This window comes from Paraburkholderia phenazinium, assembly GCF_900100735.1.
Lineage (GTDB): Bacteria > Pseudomonadota > Gammaproteobacteria > Burkholderiales > Burkholderiaceae > Paraburkholderia > Paraburkholderia phenazinia.
Genome location: NZ_FNCJ01000014.1, coordinates 51,769 through 78,359, shown reverse-complemented (window position 1 = coordinate 78,359; position 26,591 = coordinate 51,769). Strand labels below are relative to the sequence as shown.

Genomic DNA, 26,591 nt, shown 5'->3' with positions numbered 1-26,591 from the left:
TCGATGCGCGTACCGGTCTCCTGGATCGGCAGGGTCCGGCATCGGTTGGATTAGCGGCCCGGTTTGGGCACGGCCCATCCGGGCCTTATCGCGTATTTTACCTTTCGGGCGGCGCGAGGCCTAACGGGGGCCGCAAGCGGGCTGTCAGAGGGGCGTGCAGGAAGGGTGACCGGGCGCTTATGAGGCGCGCAAAGCGCCGCACAGGTCGAGCGAGGCTGCATCGCGGTGCGTGGAGGGCGCGGCGGTACAGCCATGCGTCAAGATCGGGAAATTAGTCATGAAGCATGGACGGCCTCAGCCGATAACTGGAGCCGCAGCGCTCAGCGCGCTTCGTCCACCGCGACCCGGTAGCCCGGCGCAGCCTCGGGTACCTCGTGCGACGCGAGCGATTCGAGCGCCAGTCCCTTCGTTTCAATCCCCATCACCCACACCGCGAGCGCGGCCACCGCGAACGACAGCGCGCCGAGCGTGAAGACGCCGCCCTGGCCGAATACCGGCAGCACCACCCCGACCGCATACGGTCCGATCAGCGAACCGACCCGGCCGATTGCCGATGCAAATCCCGAACCGGTTGCGCGTGCACCGGTGCCATAAAGCTCGGGCGTGTAGGTATAGAGCACCGCCCACATGCCGAACAGGAAGAACTGCATCAGCAGCCCGGCGCAGATCAGCAAGCCGACGCTGTCCGCATGCAGCGCGGTTTGTCCGTAGAGAAACGCCATGATCCCGCCGCCGACCAGCGAGACGATACAGGTCGGCTTGCGGCCCCAGCGCTCGACCAGCCACGCCGCACAGAGAAAGCCAGGCACGCCGCCGAGCGAGATCAGCATGGTGTACAGCACCGATTTCGTTACCGCAAAACCGGCCTGCTGCATCAGCGCACCGAGCCATGAAGTCAGGCCGTAGAAGCCGAGCAAGGCGAAGAACCACAGCAGCCAGACCATGATGGTGCGTTGGCGATACGCGGCGCTCCAGATCTCGCGGAAAGCGCCGTGTTTGCTCGCTGGCGCGGTCTCTGCCAGCAGCGAAGGCGCGGGCAGCCACGTGAGCCCGTTCGACTTCATCACCTTGGCTTCAATGCGAGCAAGGACGGCATCGGCCTCAACCGGCTTGCCGTGATGTTCGAGCCAGCGTGGCGACTCGGGCACGACACGGCGCACGATCAGCACGAACACGGCCGGAATCGCCAGCAGCGCGAACACCGTGCGCCAGCCGAACTGCGGCAGCACGAAGTACGACACGAGGCCCGCCGTGATGAAGCCGAGCGGCCAGAACCCGTCCATCAGCGCAACGAGCCTGCCGCGCGAGGCCGCGGGCACGAACTCGGAGAGCAAGGTCTGCGCAATCGGAAACTCCATACCCATGCCGATGCCGAGCAGCACGCGATAGAAAATCAACGCGTCGACCGAATGCGCAGTCGAGCACAGGTACGAGGCGACACCCCACAACACCATGCTCCACTGGAACACCGGACGGCGTCCGAAGCGGTCGGCGAGCAGGCCGGCAACCGCAGCGCCGAGCACCATGCCGAAGAAGCTTGCGCTCGCAACCAGTCCGGCCATCGCACTCGAGAGCTTGAACTCGGTCTTGATCGAACCCAGCACGAAGGTCATCGTGCCGAGGTCGATCGAATCGAAGAAAAACGCTGCGGCGATGATGATGAAGATGGTCCGGTGGTAGCCGGAAAACGGCAGGCGCTCGAGACGCGCAGCGGCACTGGGGCGGGCGGGGGACAAAACGCTGGGCGAAGCGGCGCTCGGCATGGCATCCTCTGAATGGATGGTTCGAAGACCTCATTACCCGGTGGGGTGCGAGGCCTGGTTCCATTCAGTAGACTTGACCATTAAAGGCCGACATAGAACGAAATCGGCATTCGGATGGAACGGGCGCGCCATCTCGACCTGGCTCCGGTCATTGAATGCCGTTGCGGATTGGCGCGCCCGGATGTTCAACTGGCGTGCACAGGGGCCGCTTGAGCTTCGCTCGCCGTCTGGCGTGCAGCCGTGCCGCGTGCCGGTGCGCCGTTTGCCACGAAGTAGGGCGTATCGACCCGTGCCAGTGCATCGCGGCCACGAATCCGGTCGGCGATCTTTTCGGCCAGCATGATGGTGGGCGCATTCAGGTTGCCGGTGGTAATGCGCGGCATGATCGAAGCGTCTACCACCCGCAGTCCTTCTAGACCGTGCACGCGGCCTTCGTTGTCGACCACGGCCATCTCGTCATAACCCATCGCGCAGGAACAGGACGGGTGATAGGCGGTTTCGGCCCGCGCTCTCACGAACGCGTCGATCTCCGCGTCGCTTTGCAGTTCGGCGCCCGGACTCAGTTCACGGCCGCGGAAGCGGTCGAGCGCCGGCTGGCGAATGATCTCGCGGGTAATCCGGATGGCGTCGCGGAACTCGCGCCAATCGAGCGCCTCGGCCATATAGTTGAAGAGAATCGACGGATGTTCGCGGGGATCGCGCGAGCGCAGCTTGATGCGCCCACGGCTTGGCGAGCGCATCGAGCCGACGTGCGCCTGGAAGCCGTGCATCTTGATCGCATTGGTGCCGTTGTAATTGATCGCCACCGGCAGGAAGTGATACTGGATGTTCGGCCACGGATCGTCGTCGCGGGTACGGATAAAACCGCCCGCTTCGAAGTGGTTGCTGGCGCCGATCCCCGTGCCCTTCAGCATCCATTCGAGCCCGATGGCGGGCTGGTTGTGCAGCAGCAGCGCCGGGTAGAGCGAGACCGGCTCCTTGCACTCGTACTGCATGTACATCTCGAGGTGGTCCTGCAGATTCTGGCCTACTCCTGGCAAGTCGAGCACGAGCGGAATGTCCAGTTCGCGCAGCCACGCGCCGGGGCCCACGCCCGAGCGCTGCAGGATCTGCGGCGAGGCAATCGCGCCGCCGCACAGCAGCACTTCGCGGCTTGCGTAGGCGGCAAGCGAGGTGTTGCCGTGCAAATAGGCGACCCCGGTGGCGCGCTTGCCGACGAACAGGATGCGGTCGGTGGTCGCGTGGGTGACGATGGTGAGGTTGGGCCGTTGCCGCGCCTGATCCAGATAGCCGCGCGCGGTGCTGGCGCGCCGTCCGTTGGGCGTCACCGTGCGGTCCATCGGTCCGAAGCCCTCTTGCCGATAGCCGTTCAGGTCGTCGGTGCGCGCATAGCCGGCCTCGACGCCCGCTTCGACCATCGCGCCGAACAAAGGATTCACGCCGGGTTTGCTGGTGGTCACGCTGACGGGGCCATCGCCGCCGTGATAGTCGTTCGGGCCGATATCGCGGGTTTCCGCTTTGCGGAAGTACGGCAGGCAGTCGAGATAACTCCAGTTTTCGAGGCCTTTGCGCTCGGCCCAGCCGTCGTAATCGAGTGCGTTACCGCGGATGTAACACATGCCATTGATCAGCGACGAGCCGCCGAGGCCCTTGCCACGCCCGCATTCCATCCGGCGGTTGTTCATGTGCGGCTCGGGTTCGGTCTCGTAGGCCCAGTTGTAGCGCCGTCCCTGCAGCGGATACGCCAGCGCAGCCGGCATCTGCGTGCGGAAATCGAAACGGTAATCCGGGCCGCCCGCTTCGAGCAGCAGCACGGTGACACCCGGGTCTTCGGTCAGCCGCGTCGCCAGCACATTGCCCGCCGAGCCCGCGCCGATCACGATGTAGTCGTACTCCTTTGCTGCCATGCTGCGCCCCCTTAAAACACCGGCTGGTATTGGCCCAGTTCGACCTGGATGGACTTGATGCGCGTGTAGTGCTCGAGCGTCGTAATGCCGTTTTCGCGGCCCACGCCCGACTGCTTGTAGCCGCCCACCGGCATTTCGGCCGGCGATTCGCCCCATGTGTTGATCCAGCAGATGCCGGCTTCGAGGCGGTGAATCACACGGTGGGCGCGTGCGAGGTTCTCGGTGACCACGCCTGCGCCGAGGCCGTAGATCGTGTCGTTGGCGCGTGCGATCACTTCGTCTTCGTCGCTGAAGGTGAGCAGGCTCATCACGGGGCCGAAGATTTCTTCGCGGACGATCTTCATGTCGTCGCGACAGTCGGCGAATACGGTGGGCAGCACATACTGGCCGCGTGCGAAGTCGCCTTCGATAATCCGCGCGCCGCCCGCTACGAGGCGTGCGCCTTCCTGCTTGCCGCTTTCGATGTAGCCGAGCACCTTGTCGAGCTGCGTGGCGCTGGCGAGCGGCCCGAAGTTGGTCGCTGGGTCCGACGGCTTGCCGATGCGGATGCGCTTGACCCGTTCGAGCACCTTTGCTTCGAAGGCCTGCTGCACCGACTGGTGGACGAACACGCGCGTGCCGTTGGTGCAGACCTGGCCGGCGCTAAAGAAATTCGCCGTGACGGCGATGTCGGCCGCGCGGTCGAGGTCGGCGTCTTCGAAGACGATCAAGGGCGACTTGCCGCCGAGTTCCATCGTGACTTCTTTCAATGACGAAGCGCCCGCGAGCGACATCACTTTCTTGCCGGTTTCGACGCCACCCGTAAATGAGATCTTGGCTATGCCGGGATGTGCGGCGAGCATCGCGCCGACTTTTCCATCGCCCTGCACGACGTTGAACAGGCCCGGCGGCACGCCGGCTTCCAGATAGATTTCCGCGAGCTTCGAGGCGGACAGCGGTGTGACTTCGCTCGGCTTGAAGATCATGGCGTTGCCTGCGGCGAGCGCCGGTGCGGACTTCCAGCAGGCAATCTGGATCGGATAGTTCCAGGCGCCGATGCCGGCCGTCACGCCGAGCGGTTCGCGCCGCGTATAGACGAACGACTGGGCGCGCAGCGGAATCTGCTGGCCCTCGATCGCGGTGGCGAGGCCCGCGTAATACTCGATGACGTCCGCCCCCGTGACGATATCCACCGCGCGGGTTTCGGCAATCGGCTTGCCGGTGTCGCGCATTTCGAGTTCGGCGAGTTCGTCGTTACGTTCGCGCAGCAGGTCCACTGCGCGGCGCAGGATGCGCGAGCGCTTCATCGCCGTTAGCGCGGCCCATTGGCGTTGTCCTTCGTGGGCGGATTGCACGGCGCGGTCGATATCCGCGGCGCTCGCTTGCTGCACGGTGGCAAGCTTTTCGCCGGTGGCGGGATCGAAGGTGTCGAAGGTGGCGCCGCTGGTGGCATCGACATACTCGCCGCCAATGTAGAGACGTTGCAGACCGTGAGCGGGTAACTGGGACATCAGGATTCTCCTTGAAGGCAGGCGACGTTGCTTGACGTGAGCTCAGAAATCAGGACTCAGGTTTCGGGGGCAAGCAGCAGGTCGATATAGTCGTTGGCGAGCCGCAGGGCCGCCTTGGTGTCGAACGGATCGCCCGAGAGCGCGCCGCGTAGCCACAGTCCGTCGATCATCGCGGCGAGTCCGCTGGCGGCGCGCCGGGCTGCGGTGCGTGGCAATTCCTTGGCGAACTCCGCACACAGATTCGAAAACAGCCGCCGGGTATTCACCCGCTGCAGTCGCCTGAGTTGCGGCTCATGCATGCTCTGCGTCCAGAACGCCAGCCAGGTTTTCATCACGGGGCCGCTGACCTGGCTAACGTCGAAATTGGCCGCCACGATGGCGCGCAAACGGGCCCGCGGTTGGGATCTGGCCGCCATTCTGCGGCGAGTTGTGGCCACCCACAGGTCGCGCAGGATATGGCGCATGGTGGCTTCGAGCAGGCCATCCTTGTCGCCGAAGTAATGGCTGACGATTCCGGTCGAAATGTTCGCGCGCTGCGCCACCGAGGCGAGCGTGGTGCCCGCAAGCCCTGCCTGGTCGATGGTAAGCAGGGTGGCGTCGATCAGTTGCGCGCGACGCACTTCGCGCATTCCGACTTTGGGCATGGCTCTCTCAGGTTCGGACTGCGGTTCCGTTTGGCTTGCGGTTGCGGCCTCGGCGAAAGACCTCACTCTAGCGGTTTTTTATTGATCGTTCAATCAACAAAAACTGCGTTGCCGGTGGCGTTGTCGGTTTGGGGCAAGCCCATGTCGGGTTTTGCACACTTGTCGCAGGGGCTCAGGGCATACGCTCGAAGCAGCGGCGTTCGCCGGGTGCCGTGGCGAAAAACGCTATCAACCGAGCAGCGAGACGAACATGGAGACGAGACAATGAGCAGCAATCGCGGAGTCGTGTATCTGGGGCAGGGCAAGGTCGAAGTGCGGCCGATCGATTATCCGAAGATGGTCGACCCCAGCGGCCGGGACATCGGCCATGGCGTGATTCTCAAGGTGGTATCGACGAACATCTGCGGCTCCGATCAGCACATGGTGCGTGGCCGCACGACAGCGGAGGTCGGGCTGGTGCTAGGCCATGAAATCACCGGCGAGGTGGTCGAACTAGGGCGCGATGTCGAGACGCTGAAGATCGGCGATCTGGTCTCGGTGCCGTTTAACGTGGCGTGCGGCCGCTGCCAGACCTGCAAGGAGCAGCACACCGGCGTGTGCCTGAACGTGAACCCCTCGCGTGCCGGCGGGGCATACGGCTACGTCGATATGGGTGGCTGGATCGGCGGCCAGGCCGAGTATGTGCTGGTGCCGTATGCGGACTTCAACCTGCTGAAATTCCCGGACCGCGATCGCGCGATGGCCAGGATCCGCGACCTGACCTGCCTGTCCGATATCCTGCCGACCGGTTATCACGGCGCGGTAATGGCGGGTGTGAAGCCGGGCGCCACGGTGTATGTCGCGGGTGCGGGACCGGTCGGGATGGCGGCGGCTGCGTCGGCGCGCCTGCTGGGCGCGGCATGCACGATTGTCGGCGACATGAACGCCGAACGTCTCGCGCATGCGCGTGCGGTAGGCTTCGAAACGGTCGACCTGTCGCTCGATGCGACGCTTGGCGAGCAGATCGCGCAGATTCTCGGCAAGCCGGAAGTGGATTGCGCGGTGGATTGCGTGGGCTTCGAGGCGCATGGTCATGGCAGCCACGGTCACCATGAAGAAGCGCCCGCGACAGTGCTCAATTCGCTGATGGATGTCACGAAGGTGGCCGGGGCGATCGGCATTCCCGGCCTCTATGTGACCGACGATCCGGGTGCGGCCGACGCCGCGGCGCGCAAGGGCAGCCTGAGCATCCGCTTCGGCCTTGGCTGGGCCAAGTCCCACTCGTTCCATACCGGGCAGACGCCGGTGATGAAGTACAACCGCAACCTGATGCAGGCGATTTTGTGGGACCGGCTGCCGATTGCGGAGATCGTCAATGTGACGGTGGTGTCGCTCGATGAGGCGCCGGAAGGCTATCGCAAGTTCGATGGCGGCGCGCCGCGCAAGTTTGTCATCGACCCGCATGGCTTGTTGAAGGCGGCTTGATGGAGCGGGCGGCGGCCCACTGGTGCTGGGCCGCTGCTCTGGATCTCGGCGTTAGCGCAGATTCAGCGTCTTGCGGCATCGCCATAGCGCAACCAGGCTGATAACGCCGAGCAGCATCAGGTAAACGGCCGGCGCCATGTTGCTGCCGGTGGCCTGAATCAGCGACGCCACGATGAGCGGCGCGAACCCGCCAAAAACGGTTACGCCAATGTTGTAGCTGATCGCCATGCCGGTGGCCCGCGTTTCGACCGGGAACGTCTCGGCCATCAACGCTGGCAAGGCGCCGAAATACACCGCCTTCAGCAGGCCCACCCAAGCCATCATCGCCATGAGTCCGGCAAGGCTGGCATGTTCGCCGAGACTCTTGAACACGGGGTAAATGGTCAGCGTAAAGACGATGCCGGCCCACGTCATCATCCGGACCCGCCCGATCCGGTCGGAGAGGTGGCCGACGAACGGCGTGACAAACGTGAGAATCGCACCTGTGAGCGCCGTCGCGGTGAAACCGAAACTCTCGGGAAGGTGAAGCTGGCGAACCGCGTAGGTCGGAATGTACAGAATGACGTAACTGGTTCCGGTCGAAAGGACCAGCGTGCCAATGGCGAGGAGCATACGGCCCTTCTGGCGCGCAAAAACAGCGCTGACTGGCGACTCTTCCGCTTTCGCTTCCTGGAAACTTTGTCCTTCGTGGACGTGTTTGCGCAAATATAGGCCGACCGGTCCGATCAGGATGCCGAACAGGAACGGCAGCCGCCAACCCCATGATTCAAGCGAAGCCGTATCTAAGGTATTCGTCAAGATCGCCCCGAACCCGGCTGCGAGCAGGTAGCTCAGGCCTTGGCTCGCGAACTGGAAGCTGGCGATGAAGCCCTTTCGATCGGGCGCCTGCTCGACCATGAAAGCGGTCGTGCTGCCGAATTCGCCTCCGGCGGAAAACCCCTGAATCAGACGGGCACACACGAGCGCAATCGGCGCTGCGACGCCTATCGTCGCGTAGCTCGGCATCAGGGCGATCATGGCGGTGCCCACCATCATCATGACGATCGACACCATCATCGACGCCTTGCGGCCGCGCCGATCCGCGTAGGAGCCAAGCACGAGCGCGCCGACCGGTCTAATGAGGTACGAAATGCCGAATGTGCCGAGCGTCACGAGGAGCGACACCGTGGCGTTGGAAGCCGGGAAGAACGTCCTGGCAATGGTGGTGGCGAAAAACCCGTAGATCAGAATGTCGAACCATTCAAGTGCGTTGCCGATCGAGGCGGCCATGATGATCCAGTAAAAGCTGGAACGCCTGGTCTCAATCGAAACGGTATCGGTCACAGTCGCGGCGGTTTGCATTTGACACTCCAGAAGGTAGGGGGAGTATTCGCTCGAGCAAAACGCTCCTTCAGCGCGCCCGCTCGATGCTGGCATCAGTCGTCAGTAACTGTCTCCCCACTTCTCCGTCAATGAAGCGCGTAAGGCATCTTCCACGGTGCCGATCACGGCCGCGAGTTGCGTCGCCTTGTCAGAACCGGGCCGATAGTGGGCGAAGAAAACCCGCTGCCCGATCACTCCGCCTAGCCACTCCAGTGCAGCCACATCTACAGAACACAACAGCAGGCGGCTGTCGCGCGGGAGCGGGTCGATGGCCCGTTCAAGCGCGTTTCCTGCTTGGCGTGGCCTGGTTTGACGACACTCGCGTGTAGCAAGCCATTCGGCATGTGCCGCCGCCGGGTGGGAGAGGTGCAACAAGGCTACCTGTGGTGAGTTTCCTAAACGCGCCACCAAGGCCCGCTCGAAGGTGTCCGCCACGCTGCCATCAGTGACAATGCAGACCTGGGTGAGCTTTGACGGCTCGCGCCACCAATGCCAGGCGTGTGTTTCACCACCGGATTGCATAAGATTCTCCGTTGCCCGCGTCAGACACGCCGCGTTGGATGCGCCGCGTTGGACATGCGGCGTTGGACACGATCACGCGCTCCGTCTTCTCTCGTATCAACCGTTGCGGAACAGGAAGCTATAGCCGTTCAGCGCCGGCACACCGCCCAGGTGAGCGTAGAGCACCTTCGAACCGGCGGGGAATTCGCCGAGCCGTACCTTGTCGATCATGCCTTGCATCGACTTGCCCTCGTACACCGGATCGGTCAACATACCTTCGAGCCTGGCGCACAAGCGAATGGCGTCCATTGTTCCTTCATTCGGCAGGCCGTATTCCGGTCCGCCGTAGCGCTCGTCGAGCACGATATCCTTCGCCACGATGTCGCGGCTCAATTCGACCTTCTCGGCGGTTTGCTTCGCAATCCGGAAGATCTGGTCGCGCGTTTGCGCGGGTTTGGCCGAGGCGTCGATACCGATCACGCGCTCGGCGCGGCCGTCCGCTGCGAAGCCGACCACCATGCCCGCTTGCGTGCTGCCCGTCACCGAGCACACGACGATATAGTCGAACTTGAACCCCAGTTCGGCTTCCTGTTGCCGCACTTCCTCGGCAAAGCCCACGAATCCCAGGCCACCCAACGGATGATCCGAGCAGCCCGCCGGAATCGCGTACGGTTTGCCGCCCGCCTGGCGCACGCTTTCCAGCGCATCCTCCCAGCTCTTGCGAAAGCCGATATCGAAACCGTCCGCGACGAGACGCACGTCCGCACCCATGATGCGCGACATCTGAATGTTGCCGACGCGGTCATACACCGCATCGGAGTAATTCACCCAGTTCTCCTGGACGAGCACGCATTTCATGCCCAGGTGCGCGGCGACCGCGGCCACCTGGCGCGTCTGGTTCGACTGGATGCCGCCTATCGAAACCAGCGTGTCGCAACCCTGCGCCAGCGCTTCGGGAATCAGGTATTCGAGCTTGCGGGTCTTGTTGCCGCCAAACGCGAGGCCGCTGTTGCAGTCTTCGCGTTTCGCGTACAGCTCGACTTTGCCGCCCAGGTGTTGGCTCAGGCGCGCCAATGGCTGGATGGGTGTCGGGCCGAAGGTGAGCGAATGGCGGGGGAATTTCTTCAGATTCATGCGAGGCTCCGGTGATGAAGAGAGTCTCAGCATCAACGCACCCCGAGCGCTCGACGCCTGGAGGGCTTTCCATTGATGCCGCGATGAAGTCTATGGTAGAAAAGTTTGGAAGAAGCCTGGTTGCGAAGATATTGACGAATTGTGGCTTTAAATAGGTTGATGGTATTTTTGACCTACATTTCCTTCTTTCGAGTCCCCATGTCCGCAAGAAAATTTCGTAACCCTACGCCGGAGGCCCGCCAGGCAAGCCCGGAGATCGATCGCGTCGATCGGGCCATCCTGCGTCAGTTGCAACGCGACGCGTCGATCTCGAATGTGGCGCTCGCAGCCAAAGTGAATCTGAGCGCACCGGCCTGTCTGCGGCGGGTCGAGCGGCTCAAGGAAATGGGATTGATCCGCGGCGTGGTGGCGCTACTGAATGCGAAGGCGCTCGACGCCGGCATGCTGGTGATGATCGGTGTGGTGCTGGATCGCTCCACGCCGGATTCGTTCGCCGACTTCGAAACAGCCGCGCAGAAAGTGTCGGGTTGTATGGAGTGCCACGTTGTGACGGGCGAGTTCGATTACTTCATGCTGGTACGGACGAAGGATAGCGATAGCTTTAACCGGCTTCACGCGGAGCAATTGCTTTACCTGCCGGGTGTGCGGCAGATCCGCTCCTTCGTGGTCCTCAAGGAGATTCTCTCGACCACAAGCATCCCCCTCTAGGCCGAACGCTTCCTAAGCTGCGCAACGTAAGCCTCCTCAAACGTTACGCATGACGCCCGTTCACCCTCAGCGCCAGTCCGTCGCCACATCATCGGGATCGACCAGCGTCAGCCCCGACGCGGGCAGGGGCAAGGCCGTTTTGTAGCGCACCTGCTTGAGCGCGAAGCTGGAACGGATGTTCGACACACCCGGTATTTTCGTCAGATGTTCGAGGATAAAGCGCTCGAGCGTCTGCATGTCGGGCATCACCACGCGCAGCAGATAGTCGGCATCGCCCGTCATCAGATAACACTCCATCACCTCCGGGCGCGCCGAGATGGCCTCTTCGAAGCGCTGCAAGGCCTCTTCGACCTGCTTTTCCAGGCTCACCTGGATGAACACGTTGATGCGCAAACCCAACGGCTCGGGATTCAACAGCGTCACCTGTTGCTTGAACAGGCCGAGTTTCTCGAGCGCCCGCACCCGGTTGAAGCAGGGCGTGGGCGACAGGTTGACCGCGCGCGCCAGCTCGGAATTGGTGATGCGGGCGTTTTGCTGCAACTGGCTGAGTATCCCGATGTCGATGCGGTCGAGCCGTTTCGGCGGCGTGGTCATAGATGACATATTCCGTAAATGAGGGTATGCGCAGAATAAACACACTACCGCAGAGCCGAACAGCAAGCAAATGAGACGCCTATTTTGTGGCTTGATGGTTAACATGGACCCATCCATTTGAGAACCGAATGCCTCCAGGCGGGAGCGATGTCATGACGGATTTGTCGAGCGGTGCGTTGCAGTTGAGGTCTTCCGGTGGCGTCGAGAACGATAGCGATCCGGCGGAAACCGCGGAGTGGCTGGATGCGCTCGAAGGTGTCGTCGTGCACGTCGGCCGTGACCGCGCGCAGTATCTGTTCGACCGGCTCGCGGCCCACGCGCTGTCGCTGGGTGTCGAGTCGTCGCGCACGAGCGTCACGCCCTACGTCAATACGATTGCGCTCGACCAGCAGCCGCGTTATCCGGGCAATCTCGAACTCGAGGAACGGCTTGCTGCGGCGCTGCGCTGGAACGCACTCGCAATGGTGGTGCGCGCCAACAAGGCGTATGGGGAACTGGGAGGGCACATTGCGAGCTACGCGTCGGCGGCGGATCTGTTCGAAGTCGGTTTCAATCATTTCTTTCGCGCAAGTGATGCCAAAGCAGGAGAGGGCACGGGCGGCGATCTTGTGTACTTCCAGCCGCACTCGTCGCCGGGCGTCTATGCGCGCGCTTACCTCGAAGGCTTCCTCAGCGAGGAACACCTGCAGCACTACCGGCGCGAAATCGCCGGACCAGGTTTGTGTTCCTATCCACACCCGTGGCTGATGCCGGACTTCTGGCAGTTTCCGACCGGCTCGATGGGCATCGGCCCGATCAACTCGATTTACCAGGCGCGCTTCATGCGCTATCTGCAGAACCGCGGGCTCGCGCAGACCGAAGGCCGCAAGGTCTGGGGCTTTTTCGGCGACGGCGAGATGGACGAGCCGGAGTCGCTCGGCGCGCTCTCGCTGGCGGCGCGCGAAGGGCTCGACAATCTCGTGTTCGTGATCAACTGCAACCTGCAGCGGCTCGATGGGCCGGTGCGCAGCAATGGCCGCATCATCGACGAACTGGAAGCTCACTTCACCGGCGCGGGCTGGAACGTGATCAAGGTGGTGTGGGGCTCGGACTGGGATGCGTTGTTTGCGCGCGATCGCACCGGCGCCTTGATGCGTGCCTTCGCCCAGACGGTGGACGGCCAGTTCCAGACCTTCTCGGCGAATGACGGCGCGTATAACCGCGCCCGTTTCTTCGGCCAGAACCCGGAACTCGCCGCGCTTGCCGCACAACTGAGCGATGACGAGATCGACCGTCTGCGCCGCGGTGGCCATGACGTGCGCAAGCTGCACGCGGCCTATGCGAAGGCGCTCGAGCATCGCGGCCAGCCTACGGTGATCCTCGCGAAGACCATGAAGGGCTTCGGCATGGGCGCCTCGGGCCAGGGCCGCATGACGACGCATCAGCAGAAGAAACTCGATTTCGACGACCTGAAGGCGTTCCGCGACCGTTTCCGTTTGCCGCTCTCGGATCAGGACGTCGAACAGGTGAAGTTTTACAAGCCAGCAGCAGACAGCCCGGAAATGCAGTATCTGCATGCACGCCGGGCGGCACTCGGGGGCTATCTGCCCAGAAGGCGGAGAGTCGCAACGAAGGGGCTGATCGTTCCTTCGTTGCAAACCTGGGGGCAATTCGCGCTGGAAGCGAGTGGCCGCGAGATGTCCACGACGATGGCGCTGGTGCGCATGCTGACCGCGCTGCTCAAGGATACCCAGATCGGCCAGCGGGTGGTGCCGATCGTCGCCGACGAGGCGCGTACCTTCGGCATGGCCAACATGTTCCGCCAGGTCGGCATCTATTCGCCGCTGGGGCAACTGTACGAGCCTGAGGACCTCGGCTCGATGCTCTATTACCGTGAGGACACCAAAGGGCAGATTCTCGAAGAGGGCATTTCCGAGGCGGGTGCGGTGTCGTCGTGGATTGCGGCGGCGACCTCGTATAGCGTGCACGATCTGCCGATGCTGCCGTTCTACATCTACTACTCGATGTTCGGTTTCCAGCGCATTGGCGACATTATCTGGGCCGCGGCCGATCAGCGCGCACGTGGGTTCCTGATTGGAGCGACGTCCGGCAAGACCACGCTGGGTGGCGAAGGGCTGCAGCATCAGGACGGCACCAGCCATCTGGCAGCATCCACGATTCCGAACTGCCGTGCCTACGATCCGGCGTTTGCTTATGAAGTAGCGGCGATCGTCGATGAGGGCATGCGCGAGATGGTCGAGCGGCAGCGCGACGTGTTCTATTACGTGACCGTGATGAACGAGAACTACGCGCAGCCGTCGGTTCCTGAGGGCGATTTGCAGCGCATGCGCGAGGGGATTCTGAAGGGGATTTATCCGCTGTCTTCTGAAGAATTGCGCGAGGCCGTGCAAGTGCAACTGCTCGGCTCCGGTGCGATTCTCGCTGAGGTGCTTGCCGCGCAGCAGATGCTGAAGGACGAGTGGGGTGTCGAGGCCGCCGTGTGGAGTGTGACTAGTTTCACCGAATTGCAGCGTGACGGCATGGCGGCTGAGCGGCTTGAACGTCTCGGCGAGTCGGCGCCTCAGCCGTATGTGACGTCGGCGCTTGCTGCATCAAACGGGCCTGTGATTGCCGCGACGGACTACGTGCGCGCGATTCCCGAACTGATCCGCGCGTATGTCCCGCACCGCTATGTGACGCTAGGCACCGATGGCTTCGGGCGCAGCGACACGCGTGCGGCGTTGCGCGAATTCTTCGAGGTCGACCGCGCGTCGATCGTGATCGCTGCGCTGAAGGCACTCGCGGATGAGGGGGAGATCGAAGCAGGCGTGGTTGGCGACGCGCGGCAGCGCTATGGCAAGGGAGCGCCCGTCGACGCGGCTTCGTGGGAGCGGTAAGCGTGCGCGCCAACTCAAAATCTGAAACATGAAAGTAAATAAAATCAACAGCTTATGCCCTCACGCTACACTACAAATCGTTCAGGCGTCGCGACGCTATTTTTGCCGAGCCCCGCTGTGAATCTGCTTGAACAGTTGCGGCAGTTGACGGTCCTGGCGCAGTAGCAGGTGCGGGCAACGGTGCCAGGTTTCCGGCATCGAGCGCCGTGACTCGCACAATGAACCCAGCGAGCAAGCGCAGGGATCTTAAGTTAGCAAGGTCGCGCGACGCGGCTTGTTTCGTACGGTGCAAGAGCAAGAGCCTCGATACCTGCGAAATCCAGTGCTTCTAGACAATGCCGCGCTTCAGTCAGAAATGCTGCGCATGAAGGGTGAATGCTGAGCATCTTGTCGATCCATCGCTCTATGTCAGTCAGGCGCCCGTCCTTCGCCAGAACGGCTAGCTCCCGGCGATCGCCCTCTGGAAGAACGGTGACGGCGAGCCGGTGTTTGAATCGTGGGTGGATCTGCGCAGGGCCGCCGGAAGAGTACTGTACGAGGTTCGACAGCGAAGCGTCCGGATCTTCCGCAGTAGGAACGATGAGTTCGAAAGAAAAAGAGGTACCGCGATGCGGCGCGCTTGAAACGCGCAAGTCGCCACCCATGATGTTGACAATGCGCTGCGCGATAAACAGGCCAAGCCCCGTGCTGCCGTTCACGGACTGTATCTGGCGAAAAGCCGTCAAGAGTTTCGACTGTTCATCAATGTCCATACCGACGCCGGTATCTGCGACTTCAAAGCCGATGTGCCATTGATGGTCTTGCCGGCGTGCTCTCACCGTCATCATGACCATGCCGTCACGAGTGAACTTGGATGCATTGGACAGCAAATTGAGCAAAACCTGTTGCAATCGGTGGCCATCGATTATCAGTCGACGGGGCAACGATGTCAGTGCCTGATAGTGGAACTGGTTGTTCAATTGTACGCAGAGTGCGAGCGCGTATTCGGCAATGTCGTCGAGAAGTGCGGGCAGGTCGGTTACGACCGGGACGATATCCAACGGTTGCAACTCGGCTTTCGCGTACCCAACCAGTTCGTCGATCAGGCCGAGTTGATAGTTCACGCTGCGCTCGATGGCTTGAATCAGGCTCTCCTGTTTTGAATCCGCGAGATTCAGCAGCAGTCTGGCATAGCTTGTAATGGTTGCAAGCGGCGCACGGAGGTCATGACTGACGTAACCCAAGGTTTCAATCAGTTGCTGGTTTTTCTCTTCCGCGTAACCCAAGGTCTCATTTAGCTCCAAGGTCCGCTGCGCAACCTGGTCTCGTAGCCGGTCATGTTCGGTTCTTTGCCAGTCCGCAAGTTCGGTTCTTACCGCTATTCGCTGCTTTCCAACGTGGTTTATCCACGCCGCAAGCACAATAAGATTGGTGGCCAGTCCAATGATGGCGACTACGGGGTTCGGATGAATGTCGGACTTCAGCCATGCCAGTCCAGCCGGCAAAGAGCTGAGTTCTTCGAGCATACGCAACGCAAAGTTGAACAGCGAGAAGATCATGGTGAGCAGCATGATCCGCGCGGTGGGTGTCGACTGACGCGCGAGGCGTGCAGCAATGACCACCGTGACAACACCAAATAGCGCGTTGAGATGCAAGCCGAGTTGCGCGAAGACGAACAGATTGCCGAATGCGGCTCCTGTAGCAGCGACGCACTCTAGCAACGCAAACCCGAACAATATATAGCGGGCGGGCAGCTTTGCCTTTTCGTCGTGTGCGATGCGCAAGATGAAGACAATGAACAGCAGCACGGCAATACATCCGAACACCGTCACACTTCTAGAGCTCCAGTCGGTTGCCTGCGGCCATAGATAGATCTTTGTGTAGCCGCGATCCGCGGCTTCGAATAGCGCTGTCATGGCGCACAGGGCCGCCAGTACCAAAAACGAGCCGCTGCGAGAAAAATAAGCGATGAGCAGCGCGCACCACGCTAGTGCCAGCGTTCCGCCAATCAATCCTCCATCCCAGAGCGCTGCACGTTTCTCCATCGCATCATATGCCGCTGCAGAATACAGCCTCGGTTCGAGAGTGAGTGCGGTATCGCTGGCCACCCGGACGAGGAAAAGAACCTGTTCACCGGGAGCGAGCGTGAAATCCACCAAGGGATAGCGGGACGAAGCTGGACGAGATGCCAGGTCGGCGGGATCGGTGCCGCCATGGATCCAGTGGCCGCCGCGCCCGGTGTAAAAGTCTACGTGCTGGAGGCGCGCGTCCGGGAGTGCGAGAACGAGCGGGAGGGTGGTTGCACTTTGGTTGTTCACCACCCCGCGTAGCCACCATGCCGAGTGGGTAAAACCTGGTTTTAATCTATCCCGCTGCACGGGAAGGAAGCCGCGTGGGTTTCCTGCGGACAGCGTGAGTATGTCGTCCAGGCTCATCTTGCCCGAGATGTCTTCGAATACCTGCACCTTCCCCAAGGAGGGGCCCTGTTGGGTTTGTTTCCCAGCCGTCTCGAGACCGATGGCTAATGCGTGAGTTGTCCACCAACTCAGACATAAGAACACCAAGCGGCGCCACCTGGCTGTTGTCATGATGACGTCACTCGGTATCGAGGACGGGTTCGTGGGTGCTAGTCAGGTCCTGACTGCGGAGTTCTTCCCGATAGGTTGAGGGAGTCACGCCGAATCGCTCGCGAAACGCCGTGGCGAAATTCGCAGCACTGGAAAAACCAATCTCATCGGCGATGCTGCTGATACTCAATGGCGTACCGCTCAACAACCTTTGCGCAATCCGCAAGCGTTCATCCCGGAGATACTCGAATACGGTCCGGCCAAGGTTATCCCGAAACGCGCGCGACAGTCGCTTTTCATTGGTTCCCACGAGGCGGGCGAGTTGTTCGACCGTTGGCGGATTGTTCAGCCTTTCCGACAAATGTCGAATGGCCGCGCGAACGATGACACTGTTGCCTGTTAAGTCCGAAGCGGACATCTCTTGTTCGACATTCCGTTTGCCGTTCACCCGGGTGAGGTGAACGCGAATCCGTGCAAGTACCTCGGCCGGCTCGAATGGCTTGAGCACGTAGTCGACCCCGCCGATTTCCAGACCGTCGAGGCGGTCGTGCAGGTCTGCGGCCACAGTAAGAAATATGACGGGAATCGCACTCGTGCGGGGGTCTGCCGCAAGAAGCCGGCAGGCGGCAAATCCGTCCATCCGCGGCATTCGTACGTCCATCAGGATCAGGTCGGGTGAAATTGCCAATGCTCGTTGATACGCCTGTGACCCGTCGAAGCCAACGCTAATCCGGCATCCTGCATTGCGCAACAGGCCAATTAACAATTGGAGCTGTTCCGGCTGATCATCTACCACAAGAAGATGGGCATCCGTTAGGGCGGTATCTCGGGGCGGCATCGTGTATGCGAAAGGAGCTTGCGAATAACGTTCTTGTTGGTTATCGGCGGCTGCACGCGCAAGTTGAGGCTTGCAGAGTGTCGATCATGTAAAGCCGCGCAGAATATCAGATCGAAATTCCAATTCAAACCCAAAGGCGCCGTGGGTTGGTCCGCCCGCGACCTTGGACTGCGTTGGGTGGCGGGCTTCGAGGGTTTCGTGTGACCGGATGCCGTTCCCAGGCGGATAGTAAACGAATTTTCTCCCGGGCAAAGTGTTTCGTCCCCCGGGCAAACGCGTGTGCCAGTTGAGCTACGCATAATTCTTTCCGGCAACGGCCACGGGCCGTGACAACGATTGCAATCGGCACTGCCGCAGTCGCGAATTCGGGTTCATCGACAGGAGCCTATAGCGAAACGGTAGCGATTGGGCGTGTGGCTGTGGCGACCAGCACGGACTGAGACGACATTGCCTGTTCGGATTTTGTCGAGTGGTCAAATCTTGTCGAGGCTTTTGTCAACTTGCAAGTCACGCCTGCGCCGAGTGAAGGTCGTTCAATATAACTTTAGCCGTCTCGCGGCTATACGCTTCGATAAGAAACTCCAACAAAATGAGTCGAGGAGTGGCTAACCCACATCACGCTCCACGAACCTCTTCGTTGTTTCGTTGGCGACATGGTTAAATCGCCGAGATTCAGTAGACAAATGAAAAAGGCTGTGCGAGAGTCTCATTCAGCACTTACGGAAAATTACATTTCCTTACGTTGCGTCACGGAAAGTCCACGTCGCCGTGAACATTTCCCGGTTGTCTGTTCACATAGTGCGCAAAACATTCTTGAAATAGACATATGACGCTTGCAGCGCGGCGTGTGAGCGTTCGCCATAGCGCTGGAAACACGATCGCGGCACGTCATTGGGAGCGTTAACTATGGGTACTCTGGACAGCATGGTGCAAGGCAAACGTTTGGCAGGCAAGAAATCGCGTTTAGATAGGCAATTGGCCCCCTTTCATACAATTGACATCCATATGCTGTCGCCCTTCGGACCCTCATAAGTCAACAGCCCGCTGCAACCTGCACGGCCTGGATGCCAGAAAGTAGAAATGCTTTAGCCGTTCATTATCAATATCTTCCTCGTGTGAATGCTCACAGAAGGAGGATGGCGCGCGATCATATTTAGGATTGCGAAAGAGATATGAAAGATTCAATAAAATGTAATCCCCCGCGATGAGGCAACGCAACGCCAACACTTTTCTTTCGACATATATACGTAATTGTATTTGTGGAAGGCAAGGATAAGCGCTCGCAATATCGAATAGGAAAACATATGAACAAGGTATATCGAACTGTATGGAACAGGGCGCTGGAAGCCTTCGTTGCGGCGTCGGAAAACGACAAGGGCTGCGGTAAAGGCAAGGACGGGCACGCGGTAGGCCTTCAGGACCAGCGCGTGAGAGGTGCCGCGGCTGATACGCGCCAGCATGGGAGTGCCGTGCGGTCGATTGCCGCTGCGGCAATGATGTTGCTCGGGGTCGGCGTAGCGACGCAAAGCGCGCACGCGCAGTATGCGGTCGACGGCGGCACAGCGTCAGGGGGCAATACAATTTCCATCGGCCCTAGCAGCACTGCGAGCGGAGAGTATGGGACCGCGATCGGCTTGAGTTCGACAGCCTCTGGGACGAGCAGCATTGCGATGGGTCCCGATTCGACGGCTTCTCTTATATACGGCGTGGCAATCGGCAATCTCGCACAGGCAACCGGCGCGGGAGCGATCGCACTAGCCGCGGGCGCTGCCGCCTCGGGAAATGAAGCGGTAGCCCTTGGCTTTAATGGGGTATCGAGCGGATCATTCAGCGTTGCGCTAGGGCCCACTGCTACCGCCAACAATACTAACGCCACGGCGCTCGGCACCGGTGCGATTGCGTCGGGGGCGTATTCCGCTGCGTTGACCACGGTGTCGACTGCGGCAGGTGGTTATTCAGTCGCTATTGGCTATGAGGCAATTACGAACAGTACCGCTGCTGCGGGGGTGGCGCTAGGATCGGGTGCATCGGCCGGTGGCGCATCCGGCGTGGCGATAGGCGTCAACAGCGGCGCGTCCGGCACCGCTGCGGTAGCAATCGGCGTGGGTGGAACCGCGGGTGTTCCTGGCTCGGGTACGCAGGCTTCTGGCTTGCAGGCAACCGCGATTGGCTTTAGCAGTACGGCGAGCGGCAGCAACTCGGCAACCTTCGGCACCTCGACGCTGGCGTCAGCCACGAGTGCCACGGCCATCGGCAACGCTTCGCGAGCGCTTGCCGCTTCGACCGTCGCCCTCGGCGACACCAACACAGTGGCCGCAGCGTCCGGCACCGGCTCGATTGCGGGCGGACACGACTCACAGGTCACTAGCGGCACGGGTGCAGTAGCGCTAGGCCAAGGCCAGACGGCAAGCGGCAACGGCGCAGTAGCGATTGGCGATCCGAACACGGCCACCGGTAACGGCGCAGTGGCGATGGGTGCCGACAACACCGCAAACGGCAATGGTGCAGTCGCATTGGGTAACACGAACGTGGCGACGGGACTTGGCTCGGTCGCGCTCGGCAACGCATCACAGGCCAATGTCGCGGGCTCGGTGGCGATCGGTAATGGGGCCATTGTCCAGAGTGCTGCGACGAGCGGTGTGGCGCTGGGGGCGGGCGCGACGGCAAGCAGCGCCAACGGCGTGGCGCTGGGCTCGAACGCTGTGGCGACCAATGCAAACGATGTGGCGCTGGGGGCGGGCTCGAGCACGGCGGTAGCCGACATAGGCACGACTGCACTGTTTGGCGGCACCGCAGCGGGCGTGGCAAAGACCGCTTCTGGCGTCGTCTCGGTAGGCAGCGTGGGCAACGAGCGCCAGATCCAGAACGTGGCGGCAGGCGTGATCTCGGCGAGCAGCACCGACGCGATCAACGGCTCGCAACTGTTCTCGGTCGCAACCGGCGTCAACAACCTGGGCAGCGCGACGGCGAGTGCGTTGGGCGGTGGAGCGACCTACAACAGCTCGACCGGAGCGATCAGTGCGCCGAGCTATACGATCGAAGGCAATACCTACAACAACGTGGGCAGTGCGCTGCAAAGCATCAGCAACTCACTGAGCGGCGGCGGGATCGAATACTTCCATGCGAACTCGACGCTGGCAGATTCGACCGCGACCGGTACCAACAGCGTCGCTGTGGGCCCGGTTGCTGTTTCCACGGGGGCGTCTTCGGTTGCAATCGGCAATGGTGCGCAAGCCAGCAATGCGAGCGATGTCGCTCTGGGGGCTGGGTCCACAGCAGCGGGAACGCATACCGGAACGTTTGACATGACAGGCGGTACGGCTGCGGCAGCCGCGCCCACCTCTGTGGTTTCGATCGGCGCGGCCGGCTCGGAACGGCAACTCCAGAACGTTGCCGCCGGCGTCCTCTCAACGACCTCGACCGATGCTGTCAACGGCTCACAACTGTTTTCTGTGGCAAGCGCAGGCAACGCGACCGGGACGACGGTTGCTTCTGCGCTGGGCGGCGGCTCGACGTACACGCCGGGCAGCGGCGTCTCGGCACCGAGCTACACCGTGCAGGGCAACACCTACAACAATGTCGGTTCGGCACTTGGCGGGTTGAACATCGGCCTCACCAATGTCGAGAACTCCCTCAATAACATTAACAACGGCGCGGGCATTGAGTACTTTCATGCTGACTCCACAGAAGCGGATAGCCAGGCAACCGGTACCAACAGTATCGCCGTCGGCCCTGAGGCGGTAGCCAGTGGAGCTGGCAGCTTCGCTGCAGGCAACGGTGCGCAGGCAACGGCCGCCAATGCTATGGCGCTGGGCGCGCAGGCGACGGCCTCTGTAGCGGGCGCGATTGCAATAGGCTCGGGGTCTGTGTCTAGCCGCGCGATTGTTCCTGCTTCAGGTTCGATTACGAGCGGCAGTTATGTGATTCCCTATAACACCACCGGTGAGACGCTGCTGGGTGCGGTGTCGTTCGGAACCGCCAATTCGTATCGCCAGTTGACCAATGTCGCAGACGGGACGCAACAGCAAGACGCTGTCACCGTGCGGCAACTTGCCGGGGCCTTGTCCTCGTTCGCGGTGACGCCCATCGAGTACTTTCACGTCAACTCGACCGCAGCGGACTCGCTGGCAGTAGGCAGCCAGTCGATCGCAGTTGGACCGACGACGGTGGTCAATGGCGACAGTGGTGTGGGGATCGGCAACGGTGCCATCGTCAATATGAACGCGCCGGGTGGTGTCGCGATCGGCGAGGCAGCGAACTCGAATCAGGCCGACGCGATCGCGCTGGGTAGCGGCGCTACCGCGAGTGGCGCACAGTCTGTCGCGCAGGGCGCGAATGCCGGTGTAACGGCCGCGGGCGGCGTGGCGCTGGGTTCCGGCGCACAAAGCAGCGCGACCGACGCAGTGGCGCTAGGTGCTGGCGCATCCGCAACCTACGCGAACAGTGTTGCCCTGGGAGCAGGGTCGGTGACCACGGTCGGCGCATTGTCGAACTACATTGCTTATGGTCTGAGCAGCCCGCAGTCCTCAGCAGGGGAAGTCAATATCGGAAACCGGCAGATCACAGGGGTGGCGGCAGGCAGTGTCGGGACCGACGCAGTCAACGTGAGCCAGCTCGAAGCAGTCCAGACGCAGTTGACCACGCTGATCAATAACAAGAATGGCGGCAGCAATGGTGGTTTTCCGTCCACCTCGGGGACGACAACGCCGCCAGCGTCAACGGGATCCAATTCGTCGGCGGGTGGCCAGGGAGCAGTTGCTTCCGGGACCAGCAGCACTGCCGTAGGCAACAACTCGCAGGCAATCGCCAACAGCTCGACGGCCCTGGGTCAGGGAGCGACATCGTCAGGATCCAACTCGGTGGCCATCGGCGCCGGTAGTAACGACGAGGGTCGCAGTAACGTCGTCTCGGTGGGGTCAGCCGATACGCCACGGCAAGTCACCAATGTCGCGGCAGGTACGGCACCCACCGACGCCGTCAATGTGGAGCAGTTGAACGCCGGAGTGGGGAGTGCCGTCTCGCAGGCAAACGCGTATACGGATAATCAGATTCAACAGCTGAAGCGTGATGCGGACTCCGGAATCGCAACTGCGATGGCTGTCGCGGGATTGCCGCAACCCTCCGGGCCTGGAAGAAGCATGGTATCGGTCGCGGGCAGCGTTTATCGGGGCCAATCAGGGCAGGCGATCGGAATTTCCACAATCTCGGATAACAATCACTGGATCTACAAGGCTGCGGTTTCAACCAATACGCAAGGCTACTATGGCGCCGTCGTGGGTGCAGGTTACCAGTGGTAATCGCCTGCACGATCGCCAATGGACGCTGATATGGCGATCGTTGGCGACATCGCCGTAATAGTCACCGCTGCGCATCAGACGCATAGCCCCCATATTCGATGAGAGATGCATACATGAAAAGCCAATGGTTGCTAGCAATGTCGGTCAGCTTGCTTGCTACGGTAGCCCTTCAAGGTTGTGCTACCGCCGATTCCCCGCCCAGGTTTCCGGATCCTCATTCGGCAACGCCAACGGGCGGCACGTTTGTCAACGTCGACAACCTGCGCAACGTTGCCCCCGGTCTGAACAAGGACCAGATGTTCGACCTGCTCGGGCCACCTCATTTTCACGAATGGTTCGTAGGCGGCCATGTCTGGAACTACCTGTTCGATTTCCGTCGAGGGGGGGACACGATCACTTGCCAGTATCAGGTGCAGTTCGACAAGGACATGAGGGTGAGCAATACCTACTGGCGTGACCCTGCATGCGCCGAATTTCTTCGCGAGGCCGCGGCGGTAATGCCGGTGCCAGCAGAGCCGCAGGTTCCGACCGTCGAGCAGTTCACACTCCAGAGCGATGCCTTGTTCGAGTTCGGCAAATCGAGTCTCGATTCCATGTTGCCTTCGGGGAGAGCGGCGCTTGACAAGACAATCGAGCGGATCAAGGCGCATAAGGAAATCGCCGCAATTACCGTTGTTGGACATACCGACCGTATCGGTCCCGCCTCCGCAAACCAGCCTCTGTCGCTCGCTCGGGCCGATTCGGTGCGCGGATATCTGATCGCCCACGGATTGGACGGCAGCCTCATTCATACGGAAGGCGTCGGGTCCAGTCAGCCGCTAACGCATTGTCCAGACGGCGAAGTGCACGCATTGACCGCATGTCTGCAACCTGACCGGCGTGTCTCGATCACGGTGCAAGGCCGCGGCTGAAATAGGCCATTGCCGACGTACCCGCTCGTCTAACCACAACGGTATTGCCAAGGGACCGCTGTGGTCGACGACTATCACGGGGCATGAAGGAAGTTTCCGTTTCCGCTCTGCCATCGGCCGAGGCGCTGATTTCGTTCAAGCGCCACGGCCGCCCTCGCGCGTCCGCCCACCGGGCAACTTGTCAATACCTGCCGTTCCAAAGCGAATAGCAAACAAATTTCCTCCCAAGCAAAGCATTTCGCCCCTCGGGCAAAAGCGTGTGCTGGTCACGGTACCCATAATTCTTTGCGACGCGGCGCGACACAGTCTTTGTCAAAACGCCAGCGCGCTGATATCCAGAACCGATGCCGTGACAATGTAGTCTCCATTTTGGCAACAAAAGGAGGGATGGCATTACTCCGCGCCCGGACCAGACGCGTTATGAAAAAATCAAAACTCCGATGAATTCGAACCATTACGGTGTGGCCGGCGTTTGCCGGTCTGCCTGGACAATACGTGCCAGACGGTTGACGCACCAGTTGCTTGGCAAGATCAGAGACAGGGAGCGGGCGCGTCTGGTGCGCCGGATCCGCGATCTGGAAGCGGAGAATTCCCGGCTCACGCAGTTGGCCTTTACAGACGACCTGACTGGCGCGTATAACCGCCGCCATTTCGATGACCAGTTCAGACATGACTCGGCGTTAAGAGCGCGCAGGCACTCGCTCGCTTTCTGTCTGTTCGATATCGACCATTTCAAGGCATACAACGATTCATATGGGCACGGCGCTGGTGATGACGCATTGCGTCTGATTGCGCGCGTCGTGATGAGCCAGCTGCGTCAGGATCAGGATCTGTTGTTCAGGATGGGAGGCGACGAATTCTGTGTGCTGCTCTTTATGGATTCGGCTGCCATGGCACTGCGCATCATCGATCGCGTGCGGCACAAGGTTCGGGAATTGGGGTTGCCTCACCCACATGGGCGCGACGGTGTATTGACGGTCAGTTTTGGTGTCGTTTGGCATGACCGACACAGTGCCGTGATGGCGCCGCACCGGCAGTTATATCTCGATGCCGACAGGGTGCTTTACGAAGCCAAGCGTAGCGGGCGTGACCAGATCAAGTTGATGGCAATCTGACCATGAGCCATTCAGTGATGGGCCGAAGGACCCGGGAGCAGCGTATGTTCCGGAGCTCCAGCCTGAAATCGACCAGCGGCAGTTCACCAACCAGACAGGGTGCCCACGGATGCCGCTGAAAGTCATGACCATATTCGGCACACGGCCAGAAGCCATCAAGATGGCGCCACTCATCAAGCAGCTGGAAGGGGATGCGGCGATCGAATCGACTGTCTGCGTGACCGGCCAGCATCGATCGATGCTAACCCAGGTGCTGGATCTCTTCGAGATCGTGCCGCAGCACGATCTCGCGGTGATGACCGGCAACCAGACGCTCAATGGATTGGCCTCGCGCCTGATCGCGTTGCTCGACGACGTGCTCGCCGCCGAAAAGCCTGATCGCGTGCTCGTGCACGGTGATACGACAACCGCGTCGGCGGCTGCGCTGGCAGCGTTTCATCGCCGCATCCCGATCGGCCATGTCGAGGCCGGCCTGCGCACCGGCGACCTGATGCAACCGTGGCCGGAGGAAATGAACCGGCGCGTCATCGACGTGATGAGCGACCTGATGTTCGCGCCGACTGCGAGCTCGAAGGCGAACCTCGCGGCCGAGCGGCTGTACGGCCGGACTATCGTGACCGGCAATACGGTGATCGACGCGCTTTACATGACCATCGCGCGCATCGATTGCGACGCCGCGCTGCGCGCCGAACTCGACGCGCGCCTGCCGTTCCTCGACGGCACGTTGCCGATGCTGCTGGTTACCGGACATCGCCGCGAGAGTTTTGGCGACGGTTTCGCGCGCATCTGCGCGGCGCTCGGCGACCTCGCGCTGAGCGGGGCGGTGCAGATTGTCTATCCGGTGCATCTGAATCCGAACGTCCGCGGTCCCGTTCAGGATGCGCTTGGCGATGCGCCCAACGTCCATCTGATCGATCCGCTCGACTATCTCGGCTTTGTCCGGTTGATGCAACGCGCATCGCTCATCCTGACCGATTCGGGCGGCATTCAGGAAGAGGCACCCGCGCTCGGCAAACCTGTGCTGGTGATGCGCGATGTGACCGAGCGCCCGGAAGCCGTCGAGGCGGGCACCGTGCAACTGGTCGGCACCGACCGGGCGGCGATCCGCAATGCGGTGTTGTCGCATCTCGAGCGCCAGGATGCGTCCCGTGCGCCGACTTCGCGCAATCCGTATGGCGACGGGCGAGCGTCGGAGCGCATTGTGGCGGCGCTCGCTGGCCGCGCGTTCGACGAATTCGACGCGTCGACAGCGTGCCACCATGCGTTGCCGGCACATCCGGCGCCGGCTGTGTGCCTCGAATCTCGATGAGCGCCGAACGTTACGTTTAGAGGCGGCCGGTGGGCCGCACACCAACCGAGCAAGCACCGTAGAGCATGAATCACGGCGCTCACATTCCAGTTGCCTCACCTCACTCTATAGACGACCGTGACTCCTGTTTCT

At 61.4% G+C, this 26,591-nt stretch carries 17 protein-coding genes; 7 read left to right on the top strand and 10 right to left on the bottom strand.

Annotated elements, in window-relative coordinates; translation table 11 throughout:
* Positions 1 to 320: 320 nt before the first annotated feature.
* From BLQ92_RS26670 to betI, 4 genes are all read right to left on the bottom strand, one after another.
* Positions 321 to 1,763: an MFS transporter gene (locus BLQ92_RS26670; protein ID WP_090688729.1), complete on the bottom strand. Its 1,443-nt coding sequence runs from the start codon at positions 1,761 to 1,763 to the stop codon at positions 321 to 323.
* A 185-nt stretch (positions 1,764 to 1,948) separates the two neighbouring features.
* Positions 1,949 to 3,670, bottom strand: coding sequence for a choline dehydrogenase (betA, locus tag BLQ92_RS26660; protein ID WP_090688727.1), 1,722 nt, complete (start codon positions 3,668 to 3,670; stop codon positions 1,949 to 1,951).
* Positions 3,671 to 3,681: 11 nt separating this feature from the next.
* Positions 3,682 to 5,160, bottom strand: coding sequence for a betaine-aldehyde dehydrogenase (gene betB, locus BLQ92_RS26655; RefSeq protein WP_090688725.1), 1,479 nt, complete (start codon positions 5,158 to 5,160; stop codon positions 3,682 to 3,684).
* Between the two features lie 56 nt (positions 5,161 to 5,216).
* Positions 5,217 to 5,804: a transcriptional regulator BetI gene (gene betI / locus BLQ92_RS26650; protein ID WP_090688722.1), complete on the bottom strand. Its 588-nt coding sequence runs from the start codon at positions 5,802 to 5,804 to the stop codon at positions 5,217 to 5,219.
* 264 nt (positions 5,805 to 6,068) lie between these two features.
* On the opposite strand from betI, the gene fdhA reads away from it, so the two are divergent.
* Positions 6,069 to 7,268, top strand: a complete 1,200-nt coding sequence (gene fdhA, locus BLQ92_RS26645; RefSeq protein ID WP_090688721.1) for a formaldehyde dehydrogenase, glutathione-independent — start codon at positions 6,069 to 6,071, stop codon at positions 7,266 to 7,268.
* 51 nt (positions 7,269 to 7,319) lie between these two features.
* Here the strand turns inward: fdhA and BLQ92_RS26640 are convergent, their stop codons facing one another.
* The 3 genes from BLQ92_RS26640 to BLQ92_RS26630 all read right to left on the bottom strand — a co-directional run bounded on the left by BLQ92_RS26640 (position 7,320) and on the right by BLQ92_RS26630 (position 10,265).
* Positions 7,320 to 8,609 (bottom strand): MFS transporter, encoded by a 1,290-nt coding sequence (locus BLQ92_RS26640; protein ID WP_090688718.1) that lies wholly within the window; start codon positions 8,607 to 8,609, stop codon positions 7,320 to 7,322.
* 81 nt (positions 8,610 to 8,690) lie between these two features.
* Entirely contained in the window at positions 8,691 to 9,152 is a 462-nt protein-coding gene (locus BLQ92_RS26635) for a hypothetical protein (RefSeq protein ID WP_090688715.1), read from the bottom strand.
* 96 nt (positions 9,153 to 9,248) lie between these two features.
* The gene (locus tag BLQ92_RS26630) at positions 9,249 to 10,265 is read right to left on the bottom strand and encodes a 1-aminocyclopropane-1-carboxylate deaminase (RefSeq protein WP_090688712.1); all 1,017 of its coding nucleotides are present in this window, start codon (positions 10,263 to 10,265) and stop codon (positions 9,249 to 9,251) included.
* Positions 10,266 to 10,463: 198 nt separating this feature from the next.
* On the opposite strand from BLQ92_RS26630, the gene BLQ92_RS26625 reads away from it, so the two are divergent.
* Positions 10,464 to 10,973, top strand: a complete 510-nt coding sequence (locus BLQ92_RS26625; protein WP_090688710.1) for an Lrp/AsnC family transcriptional regulator — start codon at positions 10,464 to 10,466, stop codon at positions 10,971 to 10,973.
* Positions 10,974 to 11,039: 66 nt separating this feature from the next.
* Here BLQ92_RS26625 and BLQ92_RS26620 read toward each other — a convergent pair whose 3' ends face one another.
* Positions 11,040 to 11,567 (bottom strand): Lrp/AsnC family transcriptional regulator, encoded by a 528-nt coding sequence (locus BLQ92_RS26620; protein WP_090688707.1) that lies wholly within the window; start codon positions 11,565 to 11,567, stop codon positions 11,040 to 11,042.
* A gap of 152 nt (positions 11,568 to 11,719) precedes the next feature.
* On the opposite strand from BLQ92_RS26620, the gene mdeB reads away from it, so the two are divergent.
* On the top strand, positions 11,720 to 14,443 hold the full coding sequence (mdeB, locus tag BLQ92_RS26615) for an alpha-ketoglutarate dehydrogenase (protein WP_090688705.1): 2,724 nt from the start codon (positions 11,720 to 11,722) through the stop codon (positions 14,441 to 14,443).
* A 251-nt stretch (positions 14,444 to 14,694) separates the two neighbouring features.
* On the opposite strand, the gene BLQ92_RS26610 is transcribed toward mdeB, so the two are convergent.
* Both BLQ92_RS26610 and BLQ92_RS26605 read right to left on the bottom strand, forming a co-directional pair.
* Complete coding sequence (locus BLQ92_RS26610) at positions 14,695 to 16,887, bottom strand: sensor histidine kinase (protein WP_280517448.1); 2,193 nt, start codon at positions 16,885 to 16,887, stop codon at positions 14,695 to 14,697.
* Between the two features lie 130 nt (positions 16,888 to 17,017).
* Positions 17,018 to 17,827: a response regulator transcription factor gene (locus BLQ92_RS26605; protein WP_090688698.1), complete on the bottom strand. Its 810-nt coding sequence runs from the start codon at positions 17,825 to 17,827 to the stop codon at positions 17,018 to 17,020.
* A 1,304-nt stretch (positions 17,828 to 19,131) separates the two neighbouring features.
* Here BLQ92_RS26605 and BLQ92_RS26600 point away from each other — a divergent pair.
* The 4 genes from BLQ92_RS26600 (at position 19,132) to wecB (ending at position 26,459) form a co-directional block, all read left to right on the top strand.
* The gene (locus BLQ92_RS26600) at positions 19,132 to 23,124 is read left to right on the top strand and encodes a YadA-like family protein (RefSeq protein WP_090688695.1); all 3,993 of its coding nucleotides are present in this window, start codon (positions 19,132 to 19,134) and stop codon (positions 23,122 to 23,124) included.
* Between the two features lie 113 nt (positions 23,125 to 23,237).
* A complete protein-coding gene (locus BLQ92_RS26595; protein ID WP_090688693.1) occupies positions 23,238 to 24,035 on the top strand; it encodes an OmpA family protein in 798 nt (265 codons plus the stop codon).
* Between the two features lie 506 nt (positions 24,036 to 24,541).
* Entirely contained in the window at positions 24,542 to 25,150 is a 609-nt protein-coding gene (locus BLQ92_RS26590; protein ID WP_176860777.1) for a GGDEF domain-containing protein, read from the top strand.
* Positions 25,151 to 25,259: 109 nt separating this feature from the next.
* On the top strand, positions 25,260 to 26,459 hold the full coding sequence (gene wecB, locus BLQ92_RS26585; RefSeq protein ID WP_090688687.1) for a non-hydrolyzing UDP-N-acetylglucosamine 2-epimerase: 1,200 nt from the start codon (positions 25,260 to 25,262) through the stop codon (positions 26,457 to 26,459).
* Positions 26,460 to 26,591: the final 132 nt, after the last annotated feature.

Coding starts and splice junctions, on each gene's coding strand:
- BLQ92_RS26670 (WP_090688729.1), bottom strand. CDS start 1,763: ATGCCGAGCGCCGCTTCGCCCAGCGTTTTGTCCCCCGCCCGCCCCAGT.
- betA (WP_090688727.1), bottom strand. CDS start 3,670: ATGGCAGCAAAGGAGTACGACTACATCGTGATCGGCGCGGGCTCGGCG.
- betB (WP_090688725.1), bottom strand. CDS start 5,160: ATGTCCCAGTTACCCGCTCACGGTCTGCAACGTCTCTACATTGGCGGC.
- betI (WP_090688722.1), bottom strand. CDS start 5,804: ATGCCCAAAGTCGGAATGCGCGAAGTGCGTCGCGCGCAACTGATCGAC.
- fdhA (WP_090688721.1), top strand. CDS start 6,069: ATGAGCAGCAATCGCGGAGTCGTGTATCTGGGGCAGGGCAAGGTCGAA.
- BLQ92_RS26640 (WP_090688718.1), bottom strand. CDS start 8,609: ATGCAAACCGCCGCGACTGTGACCGATACCGTTTCGATTGAGACCAGG.
- BLQ92_RS26635 (WP_090688715.1), bottom strand. CDS start 9,152: ATGCAATCCGGTGGTGAAACACACGCCTGGCATTGGTGGCGCGAGCCG.
- BLQ92_RS26630 (WP_090688712.1), bottom strand. CDS start 10,265: ATGAATCTGAAGAAATTCCCCCGCCATTCGCTCACCTTCGGCCCGACA.
- BLQ92_RS26625 (WP_090688710.1), top strand. CDS start 10,464: ATGTCCGCAAGAAAATTTCGTAACCCTACGCCGGAGGCCCGCCAGGCA.
- BLQ92_RS26620 (WP_090688707.1), bottom strand. CDS start 11,567: ATGACCACGCCGCCGAAACGGCTCGACCGCATCGACATCGGGATACTC.
- mdeB (WP_090688705.1), top strand. CDS start 11,720: ATGACGGATTTGTCGAGCGGTGCGTTGCAGTTGAGGTCTTCCGGTGGC.
- BLQ92_RS26605 (WP_090688698.1), bottom strand. CDS start 17,827: ATGCCGCCCCGAGATACCGCCCTAACGGATGCCCATCTTCTTGTGGTA.
- BLQ92_RS26600 (WP_090688695.1), top strand. CDS start 19,132: ATGAACAAGGTATATCGAACTGTATGGAACAGGGCGCTGGAAGCCTTC.
- BLQ92_RS26595 (WP_090688693.1), top strand. CDS start 23,238: ATGAAAAGCCAATGGTTGCTAGCAATGTCGGTCAGCTTGCTTGCTACG.
- wecB (WP_090688687.1), top strand. CDS start 25,260: ATGCCGCTGAAAGTCATGACCATATTCGGCACACGGCCAGAAGCCATC.